15 protein-coding genes are annotated in these 26,379 nt (G+C 51.5%); 10 read left to right on the forward strand and 5 right to left on the reverse strand.

Features of this window, described 5'->3' with window-relative positions; all coding sequences use genetic code 11:
- Positions 1-12: 12 nt before the first annotated feature.
- From NY07_RS02860 to mrcB, 3 genes are all read left to right on the forward strand, one after another.
- Positions 13-2,211 (forward strand): putative bifunctional diguanylate cyclase/phosphodiesterase, encoded by a 2,199-nt coding sequence (locus NY07_RS02860; protein WP_033537850.1) that lies wholly within the window; start codon positions 13-15, stop codon positions 2,209-2,211.
- Positions 2,212-2,311: 100 nt separating this feature from the next.
- Entirely contained in the window at positions 2,312-4,804 is a 2,493-nt protein-coding gene (gene hrpB / locus NY07_RS02865; RefSeq protein ID WP_033537851.1) for an ATP-dependent helicase HrpB, read from the forward strand.
- A gap of 30 nt (positions 4,805-4,834) precedes the next feature.
- On the forward strand, positions 4,835-7,171 hold the full coding sequence (gene mrcB, locus NY07_RS02870; RefSeq protein WP_033537852.1) for a penicillin-binding protein 1B: 2,337 nt from the start codon (positions 4,835-4,837) through the stop codon (positions 7,169-7,171).
- An 80-nt stretch (positions 7,172-7,251) separates the two neighbouring features.
- On the opposite strand, the gene NY07_RS02875 is transcribed toward mrcB, so the two are convergent.
- The 4 genes from NY07_RS02875 to NY07_RS02890 all read right to left on the reverse strand — a co-directional run bounded on the left by NY07_RS02875 (position 7,252) and on the right by NY07_RS02890 (position 12,571).
- Positions 7,252-8,055, reverse strand: a complete 804-nt coding sequence (locus NY07_RS02875) for a PepSY domain-containing protein (RefSeq protein WP_033537853.1) — start codon at positions 8,053-8,055, stop codon at positions 7,252-7,254.
- Positions 8,056-8,202: 147 nt separating this feature from the next.
- Positions 8,203-8,718 (reverse strand): FMN-binding protein, encoded by a 516-nt coding sequence (locus tag NY07_RS02880; RefSeq protein WP_033537854.1) that lies wholly within the window; start codon positions 8,716-8,718, stop codon positions 8,203-8,205.
- A 129-nt stretch (positions 8,719-8,847) separates the two neighbouring features.
- Positions 8,848-10,017, reverse strand: coding sequence for a porin (locus NY07_RS02885; RefSeq protein WP_033538005.1), 1,170 nt, complete (start codon positions 10,015-10,017; stop codon positions 8,848-8,850).
- Positions 10,018-10,378: 361 nt separating this feature from the next.
- Positions 10,379-12,571, reverse strand: coding sequence for a TonB-dependent receptor family protein (locus NY07_RS02890; protein ID WP_033537855.1), 2,193 nt, complete (start codon positions 12,569-12,571; stop codon positions 10,379-10,381).
- Between the two features lie 198 nt (positions 12,572-12,769).
- On the opposite strand from NY07_RS02890, the gene NY07_RS02895 reads away from it, so the two are divergent.
- From NY07_RS02895 to NY07_RS02925, 7 genes are all read left to right on the forward strand, one after another.
- Positions 12,770-13,483 (forward strand): DUF3581 domain-containing protein, encoded by a 714-nt coding sequence (locus NY07_RS02895; RefSeq protein ID WP_033537856.1) that lies wholly within the window; start codon positions 12,770-12,772, stop codon positions 13,481-13,483.
- A gap of 302 nt (positions 13,484-13,785) precedes the next feature.
- Positions 13,786-17,457, forward strand: coding sequence for an ATP-binding protein (locus NY07_RS02900; protein WP_033537857.1), 3,672 nt, complete (start codon positions 13,786-13,788; stop codon positions 17,455-17,457).
- Entirely contained in the window at positions 17,458-18,111 is a 654-nt protein-coding gene (locus NY07_RS02905; protein WP_033537858.1) for a condensin complex protein MksE, read from the forward strand.
- 1 nt (position 18,112) lies between these two features.
- The gene (locus tag NY07_RS02910; RefSeq protein WP_033537859.1) at positions 18,113-19,333 is read left to right on the forward strand and encodes a hypothetical protein; all 1,221 of its coding nucleotides are present in this window, start codon (positions 18,113-18,115) and stop codon (positions 19,331-19,333) included.
- 529 nt (positions 19,334-19,862) lie between these two features.
- Positions 19,863-21,140 (forward strand): dicarboxylate/amino acid:cation symporter, encoded by a 1,278-nt coding sequence (locus tag NY07_RS02915; RefSeq protein ID WP_033537860.1) that lies wholly within the window; start codon positions 19,863-19,865, stop codon positions 21,138-21,140.
- Positions 21,141-21,397: 257 nt separating this feature from the next.
- Complete coding sequence (locus NY07_RS02920; RefSeq protein ID WP_033537861.1) at positions 21,398-21,958, forward strand: hypothetical protein; 561 nt, start codon at positions 21,398-21,400, stop codon at positions 21,956-21,958.
- Entirely contained in the window at positions 21,955-24,915 is a 2,961-nt protein-coding gene (locus NY07_RS02925) for a prolyl oligopeptidase family serine peptidase (RefSeq protein ID WP_033537862.1), read from the forward strand. Before NY07_RS02920 ends, NY07_RS02925 begins: the two co-directional genes overlap by 4 nt.
- Before the next feature lie 77 nt (positions 24,916-24,992).
- On the opposite strand, the gene NY07_RS02930 is transcribed toward NY07_RS02925, so the two are convergent.
- Positions 24,993-26,375, reverse strand: coding sequence for a sigma-54-dependent transcriptional regulator (locus tag NY07_RS02930; protein ID WP_033537863.1), 1,383 nt, complete (start codon positions 26,373-26,375; stop codon positions 24,993-24,995).
- Positions 26,376-26,379 lie beyond the last annotated feature (4 nt).

Below are 26,379 nucleotides of genomic sequence, written 5' to 3' on the forward strand. Positions count from 1 at the left end.
ATTAGATAGTATATGTCATCCGATACGCAACACGGATCTCGATCGCTCGAGCAAACTCTTGCTTATTTGTGCGAGCATGATCTGGAAGAGGAACTGCAGCTAGTGTTGCAGGAACTTGCCATCGATAATAATTGCGATGGCTTGTTTTTGTTACGTATTGGCAAAGGCCGTCTGCCTGTGCAGATTGAGGCTATGTATCAGTCTGATACATCCATCTTTAGTAAGCGCGACGCCGAATTGTTACTCAGCCGGGTGGCCAATAATCGCCACCTGCATTCCTATACCTCGCTGCGCGAACCAGCCATCGTTGAAGATGTGGCGGCCGCTATTGACGATGACGATAGTCGTGTACGCCTGAATCAGGCCAAGATCCGTAGTGTATTGCTTTTACCCGTCGGTGGGATCAAGCAATATATTTTCGGGGCTTACCGCTACAACTGCGAAGGACATTGGCCAGAGCTCGTCAGGCAAAAACTACTGTTGGCGGGAAATTTACTGGGTCTGGCGCAAGAGGTGACGCATCAGCGATTAGCGGCCAAGAGTAATGAGCTGGTTTGTATCGAGCATCTTTATCGCCTGCCTATTCCCTGTGTGCATGTCGGTGCCGATGATAGAGTGATACGTTTTAATCAGAGCGCATCTGAAACCTTGCGTGTGGAGACGCTACAGCGAATAGAAAGTCTGGTACCTGCATTAGCTCAAAAACGCTTTCTCGATACCATGAACCTGGTTAAAGATCAGGTGCTTGAGCAGTCGAGCTGCGAGGTGCCGCTCAAATTTTCCCCCAATGAGGTCGATTCCAAGGTGACCTTTCTCTCCCTCTCAGGGGAAGATGGCCCCATACTCATGTTGGTTGAGCCCGTGAAAGAGGTGGTGGAAGTCACTGATGAGCAGCGACTCTCGCTGAACTTTGATAGCTTAACTGGCCTGCCAAATCGCGCCTATTTTGAGGCTATCTATGATCTGTCCAATCCCTGTGACTGTGAACGTGCCACCTTTGTTGGTTTCATTAATATAGACAGATTTCAAATAGTCAATAATGTCAGTGGTCACAGGGCTGGCGACCATTTGCTGTGCCAGTTGGCCTCTCGCTTGAGCCAGTTGGTGCGCAAGGAAGATGTGGTTGCCAGGCTAAGCGGTGATGAATTTGGCATTTTAATGCCTAATATCGACGGCAAGATTGCCGAGCAGGTGGCAGAACGTATCTGTCAGGCGTTGGCTAACCATGAATTTAGCTGGGAAGGGCGTAAACATTGCGTGAGCGTTAGCATGGGAGTGGCCCGCTGCGAGAGTGATATAGATTCGATATCGGATCTGCTGCGGCGCGCCAGTGCCGCCTGCCGCTTGGCCAAGGAGAAGGGCGGCAACGCCTGGTATTTCTATAGTGCTCAAGATCCTGTGGTAGAGAAGCTCAATACCGAGATGAGCGCCTCGGTGGATATCATTGGCGCCCTGGCTAACGACAGATTTGAGCTCTTTTATCAGCCCATAGAACCCCTGAGTGTGAGTGACGAAGGCTTACATCTGGAGATTTTGCTGCGGATGCGATCTGCCGATGGCGAGCTGATCGCGCCGGGGATCTTTCTACCCGCCGCCGAGCGCTTTAACCTGGTGGCCAAGCTGGATCGCTGGGTGATCGACAAGCTGCTGCGCTGGGGCAGTGAACATATCGATATCTGGCAATCTTTGAGTATGGTATCGGTTAACCTCTCCGCCTTGTCGATTGGTGATAGCGAATTTATCAACTGGCTGGAGATGCGTTTGCTGGGCGAGCCCGAACTGGTGTCTAAGCTCTGCTTTGAGATCACTGAGACGGCGGCGGTCAGCCAGCTGGATCAGGCGACGGAGTTGATCAGCATGGTGAAACCCATGGGATGCAAACTGGCGCTGGATGATTTTGGCTCAGGTTTCTCAAGTTTTGCCTATCTCAAGCTGCTCGATGTGGACTATGTGAAGATAGACGGACAGTTTATTCTACAACTGTGTGATGACAGGGCGGATCAGGCGATCGTCTCGGCCATCTGCCAACTTGGCCGCGACATGGATTTTGAAATCGTGGCGGAATTTGTCGAGTCGGTTGAAGTGGCCAAACATCTGGCGCGCTTGGGCGTCGAGTATGGTCAAGGCTATGGCATTGCCCGGCCGACATCCTTGGCGACCTTGAGTTCGGGTGAAGGCCTGCATTGGTATCGCCAGCTCTATTGTGAATAGATGTTAACCTTATAGCGCCCTTTAGCCGGGGCGCGTATGTTTAGTTTTGCCTTCATCCCTAGTAAACTGTCGCCAGTTTTTTGCCGATTGAACACCACCTTTGAACCAAGTACCTATCCATACACTCCTGCCTGAGATCCAACAGGCCCTGGAAAGCCATTCGCAGGTGATTCTGCAGGCGCCAACCGGGGCGGGTAAGTCGACCGCGTTGCCGCTGGCGATGCTCGACTGGTCACAGATACAGGGCAAGATCCTAATGTTGGAACCCAGACGTATCGCGGCGCGCAATGTCGCGCACTTTATTGCTGCGCAGCGGGGAGAGTCCGTAGGGCAATCGGTGGGTTATCGGGTACGCGGTGAGTCCAGCATCAGCGCCAAGACGCGTCTCGAAGTGGTGACCGAAGGGGTGTTGACCCGGATGATCCAGCAAGATCCTGAGTTATCGGATTATGGGTTGATCATCTTCGATGAGATCCATGAGCGCCATCTGACGACAGATCTTGGGCTGGCGCTGGCACTTGAGGTGCAGGCCTCGTTTCGCGAAGATCTCAAGATCATGGCGATGTCGGCCACTCTGGATGGCTTGCCTCTCTCAGATTTAATGCCTGATGCTGCTAGTCTTGTCAGCGAAGGGCGCAGCTATCCTGTCAGTTTGAGTTATCGTCCCGGCGCCGCTCATCAAGATTGGTTGCCCCATATGGCCAAGGTGATAGTCGACGCCTTGAGTGAGCATCAGCAGGGCTCTTTACTGGCGTTTCTGCCCGGCCAGCGCGAGATTGGGCGTTTACAAACCCTATTATCGGAGCGGCTCGACAGCAAGGTGTTCTTGATTGCACCTCTCTATGGCGCCTTGCCGCCCAAACAACAAGATGCCGCTATTGCCGCTCCGCCTAAGGGGATGCGTAAGTTAGTGCTGGCGACTAATGTGGCCGAGTCGAGTCTGACCATTGAAGATATTCAGCTGGTGGTCGATGCCGGTTATAAGCGTCAGGCCAGCTTTAATCCCAAGACGGCGGTGAATCGACTGTCACTGAAACGGATCAGCCAATCTTCAGCGGCCCAGCGCGCCGGCCGCGCCGGGCGTCTTAGCGCTGGCCACTGCATCAGGCTCTGGCCACAGCAGGAGCATGAGCGTCTGCTCAAGGCCGACGAGCCGGAAATTCAACATGGGGATCTCACTAATGCCGCCTTGGATGCTGCTTTCTGGGGAGTGAATACCCTACAAGCCTTGCCCCTTATTTCGCCGCCTAACGCGGCCAATGAAACCGTTGCCTGGGAGCTGCTTACTCAGCTTGAATTGGTGGATAGTCAGCGGCGCATCACGGCCCATGGCCGCGCCGCCTATCAGCTTGGCTGTCATCCCCGTCTGGCACATATGTTGTTGGCCGCCAAGGCGTTGGAAGAGAGCGGGAGTCCCTACTATTTGCCGCTGGCGGCGGTATTGGCGGCGCTACTTGAGGCGCGAGCCTTGCCCCGACGCGGCGCAGATATTACGCGATATTTAAACGAGGCCCGGGGGGGCGAGATTGCTAAGCTTGCAAAGCAATACCTGGTGAGAGTGGGCGGGAATAAAGCCTTTAGCCAGGTGTTGAGTGAGAGCCGGGATCAGGATATTGCTATCTTATTGGCGCTGGCGTTTCCCGATCGCATCGCCAAGGCGCGTGGGGTGAAGGGCTATCAACTTGCCTGCGGTGCTGGGGTGACACTCGGCGATGACGATGCGCTGCAGGGAGCAACTTGGCTGGTGGTGGCCGATTTTCAGGAGAGCGATGGGCAAAGTAGTGGCCGCATTCTGCTGGCGGCTAAGTTGGATCCTGCCTTGTTTGACGGCGCCCTGGCAAACAGGCTGCAGACCCAAGTCGTAACTGGCTGGGATGAGGAGAAGGCGCGTTTTTACGGTTTATCTCAACGGCGTATCGGGGCTATCATATTGAGCGAACGCCCCTTAGCGGCTCTGGATGAAGAGACGATTCATCAGGCTATCTATCAGCTGATCCGTACTAAAGGCCTTTCGCTGCTGGGATTTGATGATAAGGTGGAGCAGCTCAGGCGTCGGGTGGCGCTGGCGCGTCAGTTTGAACTGGCAGGAGACTGGCCCTATGTTAGCGATGAATCCCTATTGGCCGAGTTGCCCAAGTGGCTGGGACCCTATCTCAATGGGGTGCGCCGCCTGAACCAGCTCAAGGGACTGGATTTTTACACTCTGCTGCTCAATCGCCTGGAATGGAGCCAGCAGCAGGCATTAAACGAACTACTGCCGACTCACTGGCCGATGAAAACGGGTACTCGGGCGGCGATACGTTATGACGATTCGGGACGCGCCCTGCTTAGCGTGCGTCTGCAGGAGGCGCTGGGCATGGCTCAGAGTCCGCGTCTGGCCCAAGGTAAATTGGTGGTGACCATGGAGCTTCTGTCACCAGCCATGCGACCGTTGGCGTTAACCGCCGATCTGGCCAACTTCTGGACTGGCCCCTATGTCGAGGTAAAGAAAGAGATGAAGGGGCGTTACCCATGGCATCTATGGCCCGACGATCCGGCCAACACCTTGCCCACCAAATTAACCAAGAAAAAGATGTCAGCAAATGGGCTGTGATCGCCCTTTTGCTGTTTGACTGGAAAAGAGATGACGAATAAAGAGACGCCAAAGCAACGTAAGCCGCGTAAGTCGGCCAATGGCAAGACAAGCAAGCCTAAAGCCAGTGCCGTAAAGCCGGGATGGGGGCGCAAGATCTGGTCTTTGAGCTGGAAGCTCGGCCTGATCCTGTTTGCCGCCTTAACGATTTATAGCATCTATCTGGATCAGATCATCGCCCGTAAATTTGAAGGGCAAAAGTGGCATCTGCCAGCGCAGGTATTTAGCCGTTCTATGGCGCTTTATCCAGGGGCGGCGGTGAGTCATGATCAGTTGATCGCCGAGCTAAAGCTATTGGGTTATCGTAAGGTGGCTAATCCCCGTCAGGTGGGAGAGTTTTCCGCCTCTAAGACCAAGGTGGATCTCTGGCGACGTCCCTTCCTGCATCCTCAAGGTTCCCAAGAGGAACAGCGGGTGATGATCACCTTCGACAGCCAAGGGGTCGCCTCTGTAGCGCGCAGTGATAACCGTGAACTTGCGGTGTTTCATCTCGAACCCGTGCTGCTGGATCGCATGATCACAGGTGATGGCGAAGATAGGTTGTTTGTGGCCACAGATAAGATGCCCAAGGCGATTGTGGATGCCTTGATCTTGGTAGAAGACAGAAGTTTTTACGAGCATCACGGGGTAAATCCCTTTGCCATAGTGCGCGCCGCTATGGTGAATATCAGCGCCGGACGCACAGTACAAGGTGGCTCAACTCTGACCCAGCAGCTGGCGAAAAACTTCTTTCTTTCCAGCGAGCGTTCCATCATACGTAAGCTCAGAGAAGCCTTGATGGCGCTGATCATCGATTTTCGTTATGACAAGGACGAGATCTTAGAGGCCTACCTCAACGAGGTGTATATGGGTCAGGATAAGTCTCGCGCCGTGCACGGAATGGGGCTGGCCTCTCAGTTCTATTTTGGTCGACCTATTGCCGAGCTGACTTTAGCTCAACAGGCGTTTCTGATCGCCGCGATCAAGGGTCCTTCTTACTACAACCCTTGGCGTTACCCTGAGCGGGCACAAGAACGACGGGATCTGGTGCTGCGTCTCTTGATGGAGTCTGGCCAACTGCCTGTGGCCCAGTATAAGGCGGCGGTGGAGTCACCTCTTAGGGTGCGTCAATTTAGTCGACCTGTGCACAAGAAGCTGCCGGCGTTCTTTGCCGTGGTACGCGGTGAACTGTCGCGTCGTTTTGGCGATGCTTTGCTGCAACAGTCGGGCATTAAGGTCTACACAACCTTAGATCCTTTGGCTCAGGAGGCGGCAGAGCTGGCGGTGCGTAAGACGATGCAGCAGCTGGAGCAGCGAGACAAGGCTTTACAAGTTGGTATGGTGGTGACCGATAAATACTCAGCCGGTATTGCTGCTATGGTGGGCGACAAGGTGCCTAGTTACCATGGTTTTAACCGTGCGGTGGAGATCCGCAGGCCCATAGGCTCGTTAATCAAACCTTTTGTCTATGCCACGGCCTTGAGCCAGGGGGATAAATATACCCTGGCAACGCCGTTAAAGGATGAGCCCATCACATTGACCAACTCTCATGGTAAGACCTGGTCACCGCAGAACGTGACCAAGCAGTTCTCTGGCGAAGTGCCTCTGATGACGGCCTTTAAGAAGTCGATGAACGTACCAACGGTGAACTTAGGGATGGCCATAGGCACAGACGCGGTGGCAACCACTCTGGCCAAGTCTGGCTGGGATGAAGAGATCCCCGATTATCCCTCAATGTTGTTGGGTGCAGTCAATGGCTCGCCGCTGATGGTCGCCCAGGTGTATCAGACATTGGCGGACAATGGCCGTTATCGTCAGCTTAATGCGGTGACCCATGTGCTGGATGCAGACAATCAGCCCCTGGCGGCCAGTCAGAGCAACGCCAGCCAGGCATTGCCTGTAGCCAGCGACTTCCTGGTACAGCATGCCATGACTCAGGTGGTTGCATCTGGTACCGCTGCCAAGTTGGGGCAGGCGTTTCCTGGGGTTACCCTGGCGGGTAAGACAGGCACCAGTAATGATTCACGTGACTCTTGGTTTGCCGGTTTCGATGAACGTAACGTGGCAGCGGTTTGGGTTGGCTTGGATGACAATGGCAAGACAAGCCTTTACGGCAGCAGTGGTGCCATGGCCGTGTATCAGGCCTTCCTCAAACAGCGCGCGCCTATTGGTTTAAGACGCACACCGGTCGAAGGCGTGGTAAATGGTTACTTCGATGCCAAGACAGGCGTTGCCAAGCAGGCTAAGTGCGGCAATGTTATTGCCGTTCCCGCGCTGAGTGAGAGCTATCATCCGGCGAAGAACTGTGGCGAGCCGCTCTCTTGGTGGCAGAAACTGATGGGTGGCTAAGCCGCCCGGGTTAATCACAGCAATAAAAAAGCTCACCTAAGGTGAGCTTTTTTTATTGCTGTTTAGCAGCGTTATATATCTTACTTCAGGCGGCGCTGCTTGGGTCTTGCTTGCTGCCAAAGATAGAGACCAGAGATGGCCATGAAGATTAAACTGAGGGCGACCAGGTCCATCATCAGAGTGCCGGGCAGGCCTATGATGCGGCCACTGTGTAGGTCTAGTAACACACGTTCCCAATTGAGGTGCATGGCGCGGGCGGCAAGCGAAAGGCGCTGGCTGACGCCAGAGGTCGTTTCGTCGGCGAGGGGCGTTTGCCAGTCTAAGGGGGCAAGTGGTTTTGCCGCTTGCCAGTCGATGAGGTCGGCGTCACTTAAGTAACTGCCGGAAGCCGTGTTCAGCCAAAGCTGTTGGCTATCGCCTTGGGGAATAAGGGCCAGTGCACTTAGATCTTGGGGTAGGCCTGTGGCTCGGCTCTGCTGCTCGAGCAAGTTACCTGCTTGATCAAGCAGATACAGATGTTGGTCATCGATGGCCACATAGTGATTGCCATAGGCAAGGGCGCCAAGTAGCGGTCCTTGAGCCTCCAATACAGGTTTATCCTTGAGCCAAAGCAGGTTATCGCTCGCCGCGAGCAGGGGCTCTGTAGCGAAGACCATGATCTGGTTAGGCGCCTTGATACCATAATGATCCAGTAACCAGGCTTGATTAACATGAGCCGTATCTAGCTTGAGTTCATTGCTGTGGTTGATCAAGATGCCAGTCGCGGCGACCAAGCCCACCAGGATAGCACTGGCAATGCCTAGACGTCTGTGCCAGGGTCTGAACACTTTGGCGAGCTTTTGCCACAGAGGTTTACGGTGGGGATGGCGAGGTTTGTTTGTCATCTATGGCTTTCTTTATTTTGGCAATGTTAGGACGTTAGCAATCCAGGTAAAAGGATGCGGGCTGGTGGCCCAAGGAATACAAAAAGAGCAGGGGTATCCTGCTCGCTGGCCATAATATAACACTAACAGGGCAGATCGCCATCTGTGCTATTGAGTCACCTTGTCGTCTAGATAGAGGGCGATACGTGATAGCTTGGTGAGTGCGCGCACCGACAGGGTGGCGCCTGTGATACCATCGATATTGCGATCCAGTTGGTGATCGCCGGTCAATTTAGCCTGTTTAAATTGATCGGTGAAAAACTCGTGACGCACCTCATCACCTCGACTCTCGCGATAGACAAGCACCTTGGTTTGGGCGATCGCCTTGTTTCTGATATGTATGCCGACCGTGATGGGGGATTCCTTACCTATCTCTTCGAGGATCCATACGGTTTCGCCTTCCTGCTGCCAGTAACGTACTCGCATCTTGTTAAATTTATGGGCCAAGATATCTTCGATCACTTGCTTATCATCATCTTCTAACCAGTAGACCTTTGCCTTTGGCATAGGGGCGGCGAAGGCTTGGGTAATAAAGTCTTCGTTGCTTTGATAGACACTGGCGGCCTGCACGCAGAAGGCAGCGAAGAGTGAGGCAAATATGAGCTTAACAGAAAGAGATTTCATTGATTGATCCAGTAGCAAGGTAATGGATGAGGCCTGTGATAATGAATCCATTCACTATGGCTAAGACACCTCGTAAAGTGTCTTAGCCATAGGCAGTGCTCGTTTGGAGCACTGCTATGGAGAGCTAGCTTAGAATTGGTAGCCAACGCCTAGGTTGAAACCATCGGCATCTTTAGCGCCGCCAACTTTTTCGTAGTCAGCCTTAAATACTACATTTTCGTGTAACCAGTAGTTAATACCTACGTTGGTTTGCTCGACCTTAGTGTCGTCGCCGTTACCTGCATTGTTGTCATACTCGTTGTAGCGAGCAAAGATGCCAATGCTTTCATTGAAGCGGTAAGATGGCTCAATGTACCAACCGTTTTGCTCGTCGCGACCCAATGCTTCTGCTTCTTTACCGTCGATATCCCACTGAGCATACAGTGCCTTAACGGTGAAGTTTTCGATGCTGTAGATAGCATGAGCGGTTAACAAAGTCGCTGAAGCCGTGTCAACACCCGCTTTACCTTGAGTGAGATCAGACTGATATTGTGCCGTAGCCGCTAGCTCTAAACCTGCAACGCCTGTGTATTTAATGCGTGCGGTATAGGCTAGATCCGAGGCGTCAGCTTTAGCAACTTTTTGACGACCACCACGGATGTTATAAGTATCATCAACTTTCAGACCTGAAGTGATGGCACCGTCAAAGGCCAGGCCTGGTGCTGCTTTGATGTTGAGGTTGATACCCGCTTCCCACCAAGTCGCTGGCAAGATGTTTTTCTCAACAGGGTTACGTTCAACACCGTAGAACGCTGGTGGCTCGTGAGTTTCGTTGATGATGCCTACAGGCATTAGGAACAAACCAGCTTTACCGGTGAACATCTCGTTAAAGTCATGTTCTACATAAGCTTGTTCAAGTTCAACCTCGCCTGGCTTGTCATCACCAGAAAGTGCATGCTCAATTTCTAGCTCAGAGAAGAAACGTGTGTTTTCTGTGAACTCATGGCCAAAGAACAGCACGAAACGATGGAAATCGATATCTTTTTTGTCTTTACCTGATTTGTTGTCTGTGATGTTGTTGTAATGAAGTTCACCATAACCACCGATAGTGGTCGCACTCTTGGCTGAGCTGGTTTCTTCAACGGCATCAGCGGTTTTTTCTACACGTTGCTCAGTTTGCTCAAGACGCTTCTCAAGATCTTGCAGTACTTTCTGCTGCTGCTCGATCACTTTACGCAGTTCCTGAGTTTCATCAGAGGCAATAGCGGCTTGGCTAGCAAATGCGCTGACTAGCGCGGCGGCAATTAGCGTTTTCTTCATCATTTCTCATCCCAGTTGTTGTATCAGGGTTATTAAGTTGCTGGCGATTCTATCAATTGGATATCGTAATGCAAACAATTATCATTAAGTTTTTTGATTGAGATCAACATTTGTAAAGAAAGCGTAAAGCGCTGTGGTGATGTGCAGCTTGGGGTACTAGAAATAAATCACTTTATTAACACATGTTTGCATTGCATTTAGCCTTGCAGTTTTTCTGTAATAAAGGTTAATGCTTGGTTGTGCAATAAGTGTGTAGCAGGCCTGTTGTTAACTGTCTTATCCATTTGAGGGCAGAGTCATCACCTCTAATTGTGATTCACTGATTGAAAATTGCCCCTTGGGAGTCCAAGGGGCGGTAGCCTTAGAATTGGTAGCGATAACCTAGGGTGACGGATAATGGTTTACCAGCAAAATTTGAACCATGGATCTTCGTAGTGACATAGCTGGTGTCGAACAGATTTTCTGCGCTGAGATAAACCTCATGAGCCTCACCTAGATGGTAGCGTCCTGAGAGGTCGACAATGGTTTTGGCTTCGATCAGCTGCTCTGTGGCGATCGCCCCTTGACCTGCTTGGGTACGAATGTCATCGGTATAGCGTGCCGCTAGAGTGATCTGCCAGTTGTCACCGGCCATTGCTGCCGATGCAAATAGTTGATTTTCTGGCAAGTAAGGCAATTTATAGCCAGCCTCTACTTCTCCCCAAGGGTCAAAATCTGAGGTAAAGCTTTTGGCGAATTCGGCCTGTGTGTAGGTGTAAGCGAGCTTAACTGGAAAGCTGATATCGCCGTCGTGATTAAAGGTGTGATCTAAACTGAGTTCGAGACCACTGACTTCCACTTCGCCGCCATTGTATTGGTTGCCAATATTGTCATCATCACAGCCTTGTGCAGCGGTGCAGTTACCATGCATGTTACTGTAATCACTGTAAAAGACGATGGCTTCAGCATTAAGGCTACCACTGTTGAAGCGCGCACCTGCCTCATAGTTCCAACTTAACTCTTCCTGACGATCACTGTTACCAGGTGCGGCAGGGGAGAAACCTTTCTGCACGCCGGCCAGCAGTAACCAGTTGTCATCAAGCTGATAACTGGCCGAGAGTGACGGAAGCAGTGCCGAGAAGCTGTTGAGAACATCTTTATCGGCTTCGCCGTCTCTGCCGACATTACTCTTCCCCCAGTCGAGGCGACGAGTGTCGACATCTTCATAACGTAGGCCTGCGGTGATATTGAACTGGCCGATCTGAATTTTATCCTGAACATAGAGGGCAATAGCCTGGGCACTATCGATACGGTTAGAGTCGGTACCTGGGATCCCTGCGCTGCTCAAACGCATGACCTGATCTGCTCCCATGTTGTATTTATCTACCCACTGAAACCTGTCCATCTCATCTTCATGGTAGCGGGCCCCGATGGCGATTTCGTGATTATCCAGTAACCAGTTGAGCTCACTTTGAATACCTTGAGACAGATATTGACGATTATTGGCTTTAACATCGACGCTAAGATCGCCACTGGTGGGATCGCTATCGAAGTCAGCAGCTATTTGCGTGCCGTCGCCGCTGATGCTCTGTCCGTTCACTTTACTGGTTTTGTACCAGTTACGGGCAAACTCGTTGTAATAAACTATGGTGCCTAGCGACAAGCTGTCGTTGAGATCGATAAGATGATTAAGTTGCAGCTGTTTGTGCTCTGTGGTCATCTTGTCTTTCTGAGACGAAGAATATCTTTGGTAGGGATTGGCGGCAAAGTCGGCGTCGGTAAGGCCCATATAGGTTTCGTTGGAGATCTCGTCGGAATACTTAAGTTTCAATTCGAGGGTTTGCTGGTATTGGCTAGCCTTGTCACTACGAATACTCACCTTGGCTAAAGCGTCGTTTTTAGTGAATCCAGTGTTGCCATCGACGCCGTTAATGTCGCGAAAACCATCGGCCTGGTAGCGATAAAGCTCGGCCACTGCGCCGATGCGCTCACCCTGTCCGCCGGCGAAAGCATGTAGCTTGCCAAATCCATGTTGACCAGCAGCTATATCCACTTGACCCGCGAGGTCTTGCTCAGGGATCTGACGTGAGATGAGGTTGAGCACGCCGCCCGTGGTGCGTGGGCCATATTTGACCGTAGAGCTGCCCTTAAGCACTTCGATAGATTGCATCCTGCCTGACGTAGGAAAGTAGTAGGCTGCAGGAGAAGCATAAGGAGCGGGCGCTGCCAGTACACCATCTTCCATTATGGTGATTTTTTCGGAGCGGTTTTGGCCTGTTCCGCGCATGCCAAGATTTGGCCGCAAACCGAAACCATCTTCCTCCTGAACATAGACACCGGGCACCGAGGCGAGAGTGCGCATAATGTCACTGTATTTAAAGGTATCGAGTTCGGCTTGGGTGATTTGGTGAGCACTACCCGGGACGGTATTAAGCGGATTGCGCTGGCCGAAGATGGTTAATTGTTCCAGTGGTTTAGCCGTTTCATCACCGGCTTGGGCATAGCTGGGGGTGGCAAGGACTGATAGCAGACTCAAGCTAATAAGACTAAGCGAGGTATTAAGCGGGCGTAACATACAATCTCCAATGAAAATGCGAATGATTATCCTTTGCGTGGAGATGTTAGTGTTGAGTCCTTAATTTTAACTTAAATGGTTAGACGTTTACGTTTGTTAAATTTTGTATCTTTAAGTCATCGGAGAACTATTTGGTGGGTTTTGCTATAGACTGTGCCTCTTAAATATTAACTATCCCCCTATCGCTATCGAGCCATTATGTTTCTAAGTCCTTATTTTAAAAAAGATCAGCAAGTTGTTTCCGTCTCAGCACAGCAAGCGAGCGAGTTCGCTAAAGGTGTGGCGCAAGACTTCAACCCTATCCATGATGTCGATGCCAAGAAATTTTGCGTCCCCGGAGATCTGCTGTTTGCCTTAGTACTTGGTCAGTATGGACTTAGCCAGAAGATGCAGTTTCGTTTCGAGGGCATGGTAGGCAATGGGGTTAATCTGGTCTTTCCCGATAACGTAAGCGATGCCTTTGCCATTTTGGATGATAAGGATAAGCAATACCTCAGCGTCGAGCGCAGCGGTGATAGCACCTTGTGTGAGGTGCAGACAGAGTCTTTTATTCGCAGCTATGTGGCTTTCTCTGGCTTAAACTTCACCCATGTGTTGGTGCCGCTGATGAGGCAGCATGGTGTGATGATCAACCCTGCGCGTCCCTTAGTGATCTATGAAAGCATGTCGTTCGACCTGGCGAGTCTGGATTTTAAACATATCGAGCTGTCCCTGGTCGAGCAGAAGCTGGCTATCGAGGGTAAGCGCGGGGATGTGACTCTGAAGTTTGAGCTGCACTGCGGCGAGACCTTAGTGGGCACAGGAGAGAAGACACTCGTACTTAGCGGTCTGCGTCCACTTGAAGCCGAGAGCATGGATGAGATGGTGGCCCGCTACGAGGCGCGCCGTGTGAGTTACCAGCAAGGCAACTAACATCTTGGGGTCGGCGCGAGTCGGCCCTATTGCTACTCTTTAGCAGCCACGCTGCGCTACTTAGTTTGATATCTTAACTTCACACCTTTTGCTCTAGCTCTTTGTTCTGCAGGCTTGCCATTGCCTTGAAAATCACCTGAAATCGGCTGTGACGCACGCTTTTTAAACGACTATCCCATCCAAGCCCTGGGCCAGATTGCCAAGACACTGGCTTTGTTTTACTTTAGTGGGATTGTTTTGCTATTCCCCTTTGCTGCTTGCCCCTCGGGGCGGCCGACAAGCTCGTTTGGATAAGGAAAGAGATGCCAAGCTTAAATCGAATCGTGCTGATCAATACGCACCTCCCTGGCGTTGTGGAACTCGCCCTCGATGGACACACTAATATTTGTGGCACCAATGCCTCGGGCAAGACCACGCTGCAGCGTCTGGTGCCCGTGTTTTATGGTGAATATCCCAGCCGAGTGGTGCCCTCGACCCGTGACAGCTTCGAGCGTTGGTACCTGCCCCATGACTCCAGTTACATCATCTATGAGTACAAGCGTGACGACGGCCTGCTGACCCAAGCGGTGCTGGCCTCTGCCGGTGATGGCAAAGGGGTCAACTACCGTTTTATCGGTAAAGGCTTCGAACTGGCTGATTATGTAAAGTCCCAGCAAGGGGAGTCGATTCTTTGCCATAACATGGCCGAGCTGGGCCGTGAGATGAAACGCGCTGGTGTGGCGGTGACCAACCTGCTCAACACCCGCGAATATCGCGCCATCATTCAAAACGATCGCACTTTGCTCAGCACTGGCAGCAACCGTAGTGAGCTCAGGGCTTACGCCCGTCAATTCTCCCTGTGTCAGCATGAACATACGCTGCGTCACATAGAGAAGTTGGCCAAGGCGGTGCACTCCAAAGAGGGCAAGATGGAGACGATCAAGTCGATGATTGCCGCCATCTTAGAGGAGGATGGGGTTAACCCGCCCAGCTCACGGCTTAATCCACAGCGCGTCGAGTCTTGGATTCGCGAAAGTCAGTTGATCCAGGGCTTCGAGCAGATCCGCCCTGAATTTGACAAGTTAGAGCAGGAGTTCAATCAGCTACTCAGCGCCGAGCAGCGTCTGGCTGGCCTGAAACGTGGCTATGGTAAGGATGAATCTCAGGAGATAGAGCGTCAGGAGATCCATCAGCAGCGCTCAAAAGATCTGGGTAACAAGTTGCGTCAGCTCGACGATGAGTGGAAGGAGCTGCGCGACGAGCTCAACCTGGATCTCTCTGCCGCCAAGGGGGATGTGGCTAAGATAGAGCATGAGCTGGATATTATCGAAGATCAGCATGCAGGTTTTCTCGATGCCGACATCGAGCAGGCCAAGCTGGATCTTGAGCAGCTACCCAGCTGGCGCGCCAGCCTGGAGAATCTCACCGAGCGTCATAAGCTACAGACAGAGAAGCATCAGGATATTGAGGCGGCCTACAACGCCCGTCGCAGCAAGATTGGCGAGAATCTCAACCGTGAGCTGGAACAGCTCGACAAGGAGCAGGACAAGCATCGCGAAGCCAGAGACAAGCAGCAGGAGGCCGGCCGCGAGGAGCTGGCAGCCCTAGAGCAACGCTGGCGAGAGCAGATGGACGCGGGCCGTGCCAAGCACAATGAGCAGGAATACCAGCTCAAGTTGACGGCGGCCGAGTTGCAGATGCAGGTTAACAGTGTCACCTACAGCGAGGAAGAGAAGCTGGCCCTAGCGGTGTTTGACGAGCGTATCTCCCGCGCCGACGAGGAGCAAGAAGCCTGCAACGCCATGGTAGATCGCCTCACGGCTGAGGAGCGTAAGCTCAGAGCCAAGCGGGATCAGGCCAATGAGAGCCTGAGACAGGCAGGCGTTCGTGTGATTGAGCGCCAGGGGGCGCTGGATGAACTGCATCAGGTGCTTTTCCCTCAATCCCATACTCTGCTTGAGTATCTACGTAAGGAAGTACAGGGCTGGGAAGAGAGCATAGGCAAGCTGATTAACCCAGAACTACTACATCGCAGTGACCTGCATCCGGCCAAATCGGCAGATGGTGATAGCTTCTGCGGTGTCGAGTTGGATCTCAAGGCGTTGGCGACTCCAGAATATGCGGCCTCGGAGCAGGAACTCAGAGGACGTTACAGCGAGGCCGAGGAGGCACTGGCGAGCGCCAAACAGCTACAGACAGAGGCTGAAGAAGCCTTAGTGGCCATCAATGCTGAGCTGGATAAACTCAACCGCGAACTCACCTTTGCTAAGACGGCTTATAAAAACAGCCGCGACGATCTGCGCCGCCTGTTCGACGAGAAGCGCGCTGAGCAGGAGAAAATTAATCAGGCGCTAACCGCGCGTAAGGCTGATTCCCAGAAGCGTCTCGCCCGTCTCGACAGTGAGATGAAACAGCTTAAGGCTCAGCATCAGGAGTGGCTCGAGGAGCAAAACGAGCAGGCGCTCGAGGCGCGCATGGAGAAGAAGGCCTACTGGCAGGAAGTGGTTGGCGCCTTGGATGCCCAGCTGTCACAGGTAAAACAGAATATTAGTGAGCGACGCCAGGCGGCCAAGGCGGAGCAGAAGGCCTGCGAGCAGTGGTATAAGGATGAGCTGAAATCCCGCGGCGTCGATGAAGATAAGATCTTGAAGTTGAAGCAGGAGATCCGCACGCTTGAAAGCAATATCGGCAAGGCGGAGCAGCGACGCAGTGAGGTACTGCGTTTCGATGACTGGTATCAACATACCTGGCTTGCCCGTAAGCCTAAGCTGCAGACCGAACTGAGCAAGGTGAAGATGGCGGTGACCGAGTTGAGTCAACAGCTCACCACTAAGGCCAACGAGGTAAAACATCAGCGCCAGCAATATGATAGCGAGCGCAAGCAGTCTGATTCGATTCAGGTAGAGGCCTCGGAGAACTTGACCAAGCTGCGCGCCGTGATGCGCAAACTGGCCGAGCTGAAACTGCCCTCGAGTCAGGACGAAATGCAAGGTGGCCTTACCGAGCGATTGCGTCAGGGTGAAGAACTGCTGCTGCGCCGGGATCAGCTAATGGGCTCGGTAAAGCAGTATATTGAGCATTTCGATTCGGTGATCGCCAGCAAGTCGGGCTCTAGTTTGTCAGAGACCTGGGAGCGCGCCCGCGAGGAGTCAAGCTTTGTCAACGACAAGGGCATTCGCCTGTTGGATTATCGCAAGCTGGTACCGCAACTTGAGCAGCTGCTCAACGTCATGGTGCCTCAGGCGATCATGGGGCTGAGAGAGCAGGGGCGTAACTTTGGTATCGATCTGACCGCGTTTTATGATGTATTGGCGGATATCGATCGCCGCATTGCCTCGCAGAGTGCCCGCATCACCCGCGAGGTGGGCGAAGAGCTGTTCCTCGACGGGGTGAGCGAGTCGGCGGTGCGTATCCGCTCGCGCATCAGTGAGCTAGAGTTCTGGCCAGAGTTGGAGGAGTTCGTTAAGGCGTTTAAACAGTGGAAAGCCGAGGGCTTTGCCGACTTGCCTGATGAGCACTACACCAGCAGTATGCGCCGCGCGTTGGATATCATCGGCCGCGCCGCCCTAACCGGCGGTATCGCCAAGCTGTTAGAGATAGAGCTACGCCTGAAAGAGGGCAACAGCGATCTGGTGATCCGCACCGACCGTCAGCTTAACGAATCCTCGAGCCATGGTATGGCTTATCTGATCCTGTGTAAGTTCCTGCTGGCCTTTACCCGCCTGCTGCGTGGCCGCGCCGATGTGACCATTCACTGGCCGATCGACGAGCTGGGCACACTGCACCACGGTAACGTGAAGAAGATCTTCGATGCCTGTGAGAACAATAACATCTCTGTGTTGGGCGCTTTCCCTAACCCTGAGTCAGAGGTGCTTAACCTGTTTGCTAACCGCTACATCATCAATAAGCAAACTAAGAAATTACAAGTGGTTAAGCCGCAAGTTAACCCCATAGCCGATAAGCTGAGCCAGCGTTTTGCCAAGGAGGCTGTGTAAATGAGCAGTAGCACACAAACCGTATTAGTGGGCCAGGGCGCCTTGATTGAAGCCTTGCTGCGTGGCGAGTTTATCTGCCGTACCAGCAATGAAGAGGCCTGGCGCGCACTCAAGTCGCAAGCCACTCGTGATAACGTCGAGCAATACCTGAATCAGATTAATCGCACCCTGGCCTCGGCCGGAGAGGGCGAGGTGTTCTTCTGCGGTTACCTGCAATTGGGTGACGATGAGCGTAAAGTGATCTCCAGTCAGTTTCGCGATATCTGCCATGCGCTGATCCCATTGGTGGAATGGTTAGTACTGGTACAAGAGGCCAGCGGCCAGGACGCGCCACTGTCTGAAGGAGCGGCGGTGCGTCTCAACGAGTTACAGACCCGTATCGAAGATACTCCGGCGTTTCGCGAGCAGCTGGCTAAGATCAGCCACTATCGCCTGTTTGGCTCCAGTTCTACCCAGGTGGATGCACAGATCAAGCTGGTGTTTAAACGTCTGGTGGAGCTGGGATATCTGCTGCGTCCCAACCAGGAAAAGCAGATCTATATCGCCACCGGCAAGTTGGATTACCTCTATGAGGTGATCCGTTTCATCGATGAAACCGAAGGACTCAGCCTGGAGGCCCAGGCGGAAACCGCAACCCAGAGGGACTTGATCTGATATGAGTAGCAACTTACATCAGGCGGGGGTCACGCTACTTAAGCAGCTGGGACGCCATGCGGATCTCATCATGGATGTCTACCTGTCCGGTTCAGTGACCGAAGAGGGGGAGCGCGCAAGCGCCGTCGACAAGCTGCGTAAGGCGGATATCTTGTGGCAGCCCGAGGGCGAACAGGGGCTGAGGCTGAAGCGTTCGGTGCGTGCCCTGCTGGAAGAGGTGCTGAGCGATGAGCGTAATCGTCAGATCGATGCCAATGTTGGCTCCTCTCTCGCTACCATCAAGACCCTAGCTGACCACTACAAGGAGGCTCGTCAGGCGGCCGATTACAGTGCCAGCGAGGCTTATTTGGCGGATCTTAGCGAGCAGGTCTACAGCTTTACCGAAGGGCTGAAGTACTCGATTCGTGTGCTCTGGAGTCGGATCAACAACGAGTTCGGCTATGTGGGCACGATCAACGCCAAGATACGTGAAAACGAACTGGCCCAGAGCCAGGTGACCGAACTGCTTAATGGTCTGGAGATGTTCCAGTTTAGCGAGTTGGGTGAGCTCGCTGGGGATATCCGTGAGCTGCGTAAACTACTGGTGACCCGCTTGCAGGAGACGTTGAGCGACTGTACTCAGGAGCTGAGTGTCGTGCAGGGGCGTTTATTGGAGCTGCTGGGACGTTTCCGTCAGATCCAGGGGCGTACCCGCCTGCTTAAAGGTTGGCTGCTCTATACGGATATGCATCCAGATTATGAGGTGGCGGATCATGTGAGTCATAAGCAGTTGCCAACTCTGTTTAACCGCGCCGAGGCGATTCTGGCACCGGCTGCAGTGGATGTCGCCAATACCAGCCAAGAAGCTGAACTGCTTAGTTTAGTGTCGCAGATTAAAAGTATTAGCCGTGCTGGTCGCGATCCTCTGGTGCGCGAACATGATATGCCCTTCGCCTTGGTGGAGGCGGAAGACTTTGATATTCCCGATAATCCGCTCAAACTGGCGGTGGATGAGTATTTCTGCGCTGTGATCGATTCGGGACTAAGACAGTCGGCACTCGATTATCACCAAGCGCAAGGACTCGACTGGGATACCGAGAGCTGGTTGTATCAAGTGATCTGTGGTTACGAGGGCTTGCCCGAGGAACACAGACGCTATTTTGAGCTTGAGCCGATTGGCGAGCCTCACGCACTCTACAGTGGTAATTTTATTATTCGCGATGTGGAGCTCTGGTTGGCTTAAAGGCGAACTTTATTGGATTTTCTGATTTTAAAGTCGTTAAATCATTAGGTTAATAACTATTGATTTGACGACTTTGCTATTTTGTTCTTCTCTTTTCTATCTCCTGTTTATTGTTTCCTCACTAGTGCAACTCACTGCTATGCCGACTTGAATGGTTTTCTGTGCTTTTTTTTATTTATTTGCGACTTTTACATCTTCCCTGTCTGCAGCCTGTAGAGACTTTCACTGCTTGTTGGTGATGCCTTTGTGGCTATTTTGTTGTTTATTTGTGCTGAAAGTAAAAGTTTATTCACCGCACCTATCTGGTTGGTGTGATTTTTTGTATTAAAAATCATTGCATTATTATGTCTGTGGTTGATTGTTTGCTGGTCTGATCAATTTAACGTACCCAGATTATGATTGAATTTATGGGTAGCATGATCCACTATCACTGACCAGTAACGGGAAAGCTAAGGCTTTCATTCTCATCTCCACGTATAGATGGAGAGTGTAAAGCGCACGATAGATGCGCACATAACAAGGCAAGCAGATGACAAAATCACTTTCAACACGCATCTTTATCGGGCTGTTTTCTGGCCTGATCTTGGGTAGCATTATTCAGTATTTTTTAGCCGATGTGGGCTTCTTCTCCGGCACTTTGGTCGAGGTCGCTTCAGGCGTAGGCACCATGTTCGTCAATATGATCATGATGATGGTGGTGCCTCTTGTCTTCGTCAGTATCGTCTGTGGCGTGCTGGAGCTCGACGACCTTAAGAGCTTTGGTCGTCTCGGCGGTAAGACGTTCGGTTTCTATATTATTAATACGCTAGTGGCCATCTTCGCCGCTTTGGCTGTGGCATTGCTGCTTAACCCTGGGCTTGGGGTCGATATGACAGGTGGCAGCGGCGCAGAGATCACCGCCACTGAGCTGCCTAACCTGATGCAGCTAATTGTTAACATAGTGCCTAGCAACCCGGTGGCTGCGTTCACCTCGGGCAATATGCTACAGGTGATCTTTATGGCGCTGTTGGTGGGGGGCGTGATTAAGTCGATGGGCAGCGCCGTGCCACTGTTAAAGCAGGGCTTTACTGAAGGCAATAAGTTGATGATGAAGCTCATCAGCCTGGTGATGCAGTTGGCGCCATTTGGTGTGTTTGCCCTGATGTTCAAGCTGGGTGCAACCTTAGAAGCCAGTCTCTTCGTGAGCGTGATAGAGTATCTGGTGGTGATCTTAAGCTTGTTATTGCTGTGGATCTTTGTGGTCTATCCTTGGGCGGTGAGTCTATTTACTCCTGTGTCGGCCAAGGCGTTCAGAGCTAAGACACAAGAGCAGATTCTCTTCTCTTTGTCGACCGCAAGCTCTAATGCCACCATTCCTGTAACCATGCGTACTCTGACTGAGAAGCTTGGGGTTAAGCGCGCCGTGGCCGGTTTCGGTGTTCCGCTGGGCGCAACCATGAACATGGGCGGTGTGTCTATCTATATCACCATCGCTATCTTCTTCGTGGCAAACTCTTTCGGCGCGCCGATTGCTATGGAACAACTGCCTGCACTGCTGTTTAGTATCTTCCTGCTCTCTGTGGGGGCTGGTGGTGTGCCAGGCGGTGGCATGGTGATGATAGGTGTATTGATCCACCAGATGGGCTTACCCGTTGAAGCTTTCGTGATCGTTGCGGCCCTGGACAGACTGATCGACATGGTACTGACCTCTTGTAATGTCGTGGGTGATGCCGCTGTGCTCACCATAGTCGATGCCACCGAAAATGGCCATGAAACACAAGACCTAGAATCATCTGTGTCGCGTCCAAGCGAAGTAAGCTCTAGTTAACGGATAGCCTTAACTTGACTAGGAAATGGCTCGCCTTTTTGGCGGGCTTTTTTGTTTCTAGCCTTTGATTGAATAGTCTCTACGATACGGTATAGAGGTAAGGATTTATTAGTAAACAGTTAATTAACTTATTGTTAAAAATGTTGATTTTTCGTTTCGTTGGGGTATTTTAGGACGCTTGATGTAGCACTTTATGACTAGACAATGATATGCGGCAAGCCGCTGTCACTTCGAATAGATTGATGAAAGGGAATTCGATGAAACGACTAATGACCTTATTGCTCATCTTAGTGATGAGTACTCTCTCTGGCTGTGCCCAAAGGCTGCAGTCCATTTCAAAAGATGTTGATAAAACTTTGGCTGAGAACAGCGGTTACCTGTTGATCGGTGTTGATACTAACTGGGGTCTTCACAGCATTCTAATCGGTGGTGATAATCGCTTGATGCTGACCGAACGCGATCTCAAAACAGGCAGCAACTATATTCTGGTAACTGTGCCGGCTGGTCAGTATCGCATCCAAGATGTGAAATTTACCCGTTACGTCTATATGGCACTTGAGGAGGGCTATTGGGATTTTGAAGTCCGGCCAAATCAAGTGAGCTATGTGGGAGATTTGGATATAGACATAAGAGGGCTGTGGGAGATCACGTCTGCAGAGATTATTCTTGAAAACCGTTCGACTAAAGCGCTGCGTTTTCTCGAGTCCTCTTTTCCTAACATATTGCAGTCGCGCCAAGTGCGTTATTCCGGTCCTGGAGAAGATAACTTTCTCGAATTTGCTGAAGGTCTAGCCAAGTCGAAGGAGGCTGCACTATGAAATATATCATTGCTTTGGTGCTGCTCATCGGTAGTTTTTCTACCCAAGGGGTCCCCATTCCTGCTTCGACACTTTATCGCTCTCCCATGATGTCGCAAGTGACTTTTACTCCTGATGGTCAGTATATCTCGGCGCTTATCGTGGAGGAGGGGAAATCTTATATCTCACTCATAGATACCCGAGACAAGGAGTATCAACATATTGGTTCATTTAATTCAGATGAACGACTCAGTGGATATAGTTGGATTGATAATGAGACGCTCTATATCAGTTATTTATGGCGAGGCGAAGTAAGGAGTGTATTACTTAAGCTCTCCCAGCAAGAGGGAAAGTTTACCTCTGAACTGGTTAAGCTTCCCGACGATAGCTATTTAGTCGATCCTCTCATTGATGAACCTGGCTATATACTCTTTGCCAAGAATCGATACAAGGGACGCCCTAGCAATCAACTGTATAAGCTTACTATCCAGCAGTTGGTTGATAAAGATTTCGATAAGGCCAGCCTTCTCGAACACAAGCTGAAAGATGTCGTTTACTTTGGCTGGGATGATATACGTAGGGTTTTGTTTGCCGTGACCGTTGATATCGAAGCGATGAAGGGGGAGGTACTCTATCGTGAATTAACCGAGCTGCGTTGGAAGACCCTGTTTGAGATCACAGATAAGAAGATGCAGTTTAGCCCTGTTGGCTTTATTGGTGATGAAAAGCTGGCGGTCTTGAGTAATGAACATACCGATAAAATTGCACTTTATGAGTTTGATATTGCCAGTCAAAAGCTAGGCAAAGTTATCTATGAACATCCTAAGTATGATCTCGTTGACGCTCAGGTGAATATTGCCGGTAATGGTGTTAGCGCGGTGACCTATGTTGAGAATGGGCAGCATGTCAGTCAATTTCTTGATAACAGTACGACAGAAACTGACTCTCTGATAGCACGCCATTTCAAAGGTAAAGAAGGGGTGATCAGTGCCTATGCAAAAGACAACAGGCATCAAGTGTTGTTTGTTTATGCCTCGAATGATCCAGGTAGCTACTACCTCTATGACCGTCAGGCGGATAGGGTTGAACTGTTAACTGAACTCAATCCCGAACTGATGGCATATGAACTATCAGAGACAAAGGTTTTTTCGGTAGAGAGTGCGCCAGGTGTGGATGTCGAGGGGTATCTGACTTTACCCAATCAGAAAAGTCGCAATGGCGTCCTGTTGGTCATGCCGCATGGTGGACCAATCGGAATTCGTGATTATAACTACTTTAACAACGATACTCAGTATTTTACGAGTCGAGGTTTTACCGTTTTAAGAGTAAATTTCCGCGGTTCACAGGGCTATGGTAAGTCTTTCCTTAACAGTGGTAAGGGAGAATTCGGTAAGGCAATCGAGCAAGATATCACCGCTGCCGTCAACCATGTTAGCAAGCAACACACTTTCGAGAAAATGTGCGCCATGGGAGCGAGTTATGGCGGTTATTCAGCCTTAATGCTAGCAATAAAGCATCCCGACGATTATCAATGTGCCATAGGGGCTTACGGCATCTATGATCTCCCCCTCTTGTTCAACGGCAGCAATTACAAGGTGCTGGAGGAGTATCGTAAGACTGTAAGCGAAGTCGTTGGTGAGCTGAGTGATGATCTGCTGCAATATTCGCCCGTTTACCTGGCCGATAAGATAAAGGCTCCGGTGTTGCTGATCGCCGGCAAAGAGGATCGTATCGCCGACTTTGAACACTCTCAACGTATGCAATATGTACTGGAGAAGCAAAATAAGTCAGTCGAACATCTTTATTATGACAGGACGGCTCATGGTCAGAATACCTGGTACTGGCAGCAACATGAGAATGCGTATGTGGCCGATTACCTGAAACGAACCTTGGCCCTGAAGGAATATCATGAGATGTCTGGCGTTAAGCCTGAGCTTGCACAGCAGCTTGGGGACGATTTGGCCACTATCGCCGATGGCTATAACTTTAAGAATAAAGTTGAAAATAGTCCTTCTCAGGCGCTGGCCTACTATCGTCAAGCGGCATTAGCCGGCGACGGTCGCTCTGCCTATAACTACGGCGTTAAGCTGGTTTACAAAGGCAAGCAGTTGCTTAAAGAGACTCAAGGAGAAGAGACTAAAGAGCTCATGGGAGTTGACGATAGCCAGGAAGGCGCACGTTTGGTGGCTGAAGGTATTAGTTGGGCAGAGAAAGGCTCGGCCTTAGGTTATGCGTCGGCCAGTCATTGGCTAGGAAAGATATACGATCAAGGCGAGCACGTTACTCAGGACCTGGCTAAGGCGGTGGATTTTTATAATGCGGCGGTCGAGCAGGGATATGATGCGCGAGCCCTGCTGCGAATGGGAAAAGTATATTGTCTTGCCGAAGATGAATTGAAAGACGTGCAGCGTTGCACCGAACTACTTGCCCTGTCTAAGTTGGCTGACTTACCGAAGAAAGAACAGAAAAATGCTGTGACCGAAGATTCGCGCAGCCTCCTGCGTTGGGTAATAGGTCAGTTGTATGCCCACGGGCATTTCGATGCTCAAGAGACTCAGTTAATCCAAGACTTGGTGAAGCAGGAGTATGGTGTTTCGCTAGCACAAGTGGCGCTGGACGATGTCGAGATCGGGGCCGTTGAATACAGTCGTTATTATAAGAAGTATAGGGTTTATGATAAGGACAAACGTTTTAGCGCGTCACCTAGCCTTGAATTGGGGATGGTGTTTGGGGTGGAGCCTCAAAAAGGCGTCGATGAACAACGTAAGGTCGCCGTTATTGCCAAGTGGATAAAGGTCGACGATAAGGGACGTAAAGAGATAGTCCAGAGCGATCTGTTGTGGGGAAGTGCTGATGAAGACAATTGGAATACTCGAATCTCGTTCAAAGAGAAGGAGTTGTTTAAGGGTAAATTGACCGTTGAGTTGTCAGATTTAAATAATAATTTGCTGGCAACTAGGACGTTAGACATTCTTTAATTTAGCCGTTTGAGCATTAAAAAAGGGACGCGTTGGCGTCCCTTTTATTGTATCTGGCTAATGTTTACTGCGACTCGCTAATGCCTCTTGGTCAGACGGCGGCTGAGAGCACTTTGACTGATCCCCAGCATCTGCGCCGCCGCGGTTTGGTTGTTGGCAGTGCGGCTCATGGCCTCGTCGATCAACGCCTGGTTCATCTGTGTCAGTGTCGGCAGGGATTTAGGGAAAATGATGTGATCGCTAGGCTCAGCATCCAGCGACTTGTGTTCTTTAACCGCCTCCATAAAGGGTGAGATGTTGAGCGTCACGCCGTCGCTGCGGCTGACGGCATCGAATACCATGCCTTTGAGCTCATTCAGGTTACCGGGAAAGTCATAATCCAATAGTTTGGGCGCCAGCTCTCTGGGTTGCTGGGGGGCGCTTAGCGACATCTCCTCGGCGGCCTCGGCGATAAAGTGATTGATCAACATTGCGATATCTAACGGGCGTTCTGCGAGCCGAGGCAGTTTTATCTTATGGGCGCGCAGACGGTAGAGCAGATCGCTGCGAAACTCGCCGCGCTTGTTGAGGGCCAGCAAATCGTCTTGAGTGGAGAGGACAAATTTACACTTGATGGGGAAGCGACTATCGCTGCCCAAGGGGGAGTAACTCTTGCTCTCGATAAGCTCCAACAAGGTGATCTGCGCGCTCAGAGGCAGGACACTGATTTCACTCAGATAGAGGACGCCACTGCCTGCCTGGTGCAGCAGTCCGGTCACCGCATCGATTTCCCCGTTTGGCTGGTGGCTCAGTCGGCCGCAGAGTTTAAGTTCGAAGGTGTCGCTGGCAAACCCTGCGAGATTAAGGCTGACAAAGGGTTGCTCAGGGCTAAAAAGTTGATGGCAGGAGCGGGCAAATTCACTCTTACCCGTACCGCTTTCCCCCTGAATCAGCAGAGGCTCCGGGCTAAAGGCTACGGCCTCTAAATAGCGAAACTGATCCAGCAGCACAGGCTCACAGGTGAGAATATTATTAAACGCCTTGGGATTATCTAAGGTGCGGCTGAGAAAGCGCTCCTTAATATGTAAGTAGTTGCGCTCCAGCCCTACGACTTCCAGCGCCCGTCGCACCGTATGGGCCAGATCGCTGACGTTGTCCGTCTTGATAAAGTAATCATAGGCACCATGCTTGATGCAGCGCACTGCGGTGTCTACTTCGTTAACCCCAGTCACGATAATCACCCGGGTATTGGGTGACTCGGCCCGTATCATGGCCAGCAGCTCTTCGCCCGAATGAAATGGCATGGTCAGATCCAGCAGTACCAAGGCGTAGTCGCCCACCTGTAGGCGATTCAGTACCTGGCGGCTGTCGACGCAGGTATCTATCTCCGCCTCTGGCACCAGGCGGTTTAAGGTGACAGCCAGGGTACGCAGCCAAGAAGCCTCGTCGTCGACCAAAAGGATATTACGTGCAAGTTTCATCTGT

The organism is Shewanella sp. ECSMB14101 (assembly GCF_000773485.1).
Lineage (GTDB): Bacteria > Pseudomonadota > Gammaproteobacteria > Enterobacterales > Shewanellaceae > Shewanella > Shewanella marisflavi.

Bases quoted from the DNA above. Each gene is read 5' to 3' on its own strand.
- NY07_RS02860 (WP_033537850.1), top strand. From the start codon at position 13: ATGTCATCCGATACGCAACACGGATCTCGATCGCTCGAGCAAACTCTT.
- mrcB (WP_033537852.1), top strand. From the start codon at position 4,835: ATGACGAATAAAGAGACGCCAAAGCAACGTAAGCCGCGTAAGTCGGCC.
- NY07_RS02875 (WP_033537853.1), bottom strand. From the start codon at position 8,055: ATGACAAACAAACCTCGCCATCCCCACCGTAAACCTCTGTGGCAAAAG.
- NY07_RS02880 (WP_033537854.1), bottom strand. From the start codon at position 8,718: ATGAAATCTCTTTCTGTTAAGCTCATATTTGCCTCACTCTTCGCTGCC.
- NY07_RS02885 (WP_033538005.1), bottom strand. From the start codon at position 10,017: ATGAAGAAAACGCTAATTGCCGCCGCGCTAGTCAGCGCATTTGCTAGC.
- NY07_RS02890 (WP_033537855.1), bottom strand. From the start codon at position 12,571: ATGTTACGCCCGCTTAATACCTCGCTTAGTCTTATTAGCTTGAGTCTG.
- NY07_RS02895 (WP_033537856.1), top strand. From the start codon at position 12,770: ATGTTTCTAAGTCCTTATTTTAAAAAAGATCAGCAAGTTGTTTCCGTC.
- NY07_RS02900 (WP_033537857.1), top strand. From the start codon at position 13,786: ATGCCAAGCTTAAATCGAATCGTGCTGATCAATACGCACCTCCCTGGC.
- NY07_RS02905 (WP_033537858.1), top strand. From the start codon at position 17,458: ATGAGCAGTAGCACACAAACCGTATTAGTGGGCCAGGGCGCCTTGATT.
- NY07_RS02910 (WP_033537859.1), top strand. From the start codon at position 18,113: ATGAGTAGCAACTTACATCAGGCGGGGGTCACGCTACTTAAGCAGCTG.
- NY07_RS02915 (WP_033537860.1), top strand. From the start codon at position 19,863: ATGACAAAATCACTTTCAACACGCATCTTTATCGGGCTGTTTTCTGGC.
- NY07_RS02920 (WP_033537861.1), top strand. From the start codon at position 21,398: ATGAAACGACTAATGACCTTATTGCTCATCTTAGTGATGAGTACTCTC.
- NY07_RS02925 (WP_033537862.1), top strand. From the start codon at position 21,955: ATGAAATATATCATTGCTTTGGTGCTGCTCATCGGTAGTTTTTCTACC.
- NY07_RS02930 (WP_033537863.1), bottom strand. From the start codon at position 26,375: ATGAAACTTGCACGTAATATCCTTTTGGTCGACGACGAGGCTTCTTGG.